The organism is Streptomyces diastatochromogenes (genome assembly GCF_002242805.1).
In the GTDB taxonomy this organism is placed as follows: domain Bacteria; phylum Actinomycetota; class Actinomycetes; order Streptomycetales; family Streptomycetaceae; genus Streptomyces; species Streptomyces diastatochromogenes.
The window spans coordinates 1-502 of sequence record NZ_MCGQ01000059.1; the positions used below are offsets into that span (position 1 = coordinate 1).

Annotated in this window: 1 protein-coding gene; it reads right to left on the reverse strand. The window is 71.5% G+C overall.

Annotation, left to right across the window (positions count from 1 at the left end; translation table 11 throughout):
* Window positions 1-65 precede the first annotated feature (65 nt).
* The coding region (locus tag BEK98_RS44060; protein WP_244202239.1) for a ferritin-like fold-containing protein at window positions 66-502 on the reverse strand (437 nt) is incomplete at its 5' end.

The following is a 502-nucleotide window of genomic DNA, read 5'->3' on the forward strand; positions in this document are numbered from 1 at the left end:
GAACTGCGCGACAAGCCACGACGCACCCGCAGCCGCGCAACGACCGAACCCACCCCCACAGAGCGCTACGCGGCCAAGCCCAGCGCAGCCATTCGCTTCGTGTGCGCCTCAGTGATCCGCGAGAACATCCTGCCGACCTCCGCGAGATCGAACCCGTCGGCAACACCACCCACGAGCATCGTCGACAGCGCATCCCGGTCAGCGACCACCCGCTGCGACTGCGACAGCGCCTCCCCCATCAGCCGCCGCGCCCACAGCGCCAGCCGGCCGCCCACGCGCGGGTCGGCGTCGATCGCCGCGCGCACCTTCTCCACCGCGAACCCGGCGTGCCCGGTGTCGTCGAGGACGGCGAGGACCAGCTCGCGCGTGTCGGAGTCGAGGCGAGCCGCGACCTCCCGGTAGAAGTCGCTCGCGATCGAGTCGCCGACGTACGCCTTGACCAGGCCCTCCAGCCAGTCCGAGGGCGCCGTCTGCTTGTGGAAGCCGTCCAGGGCCGCCACGA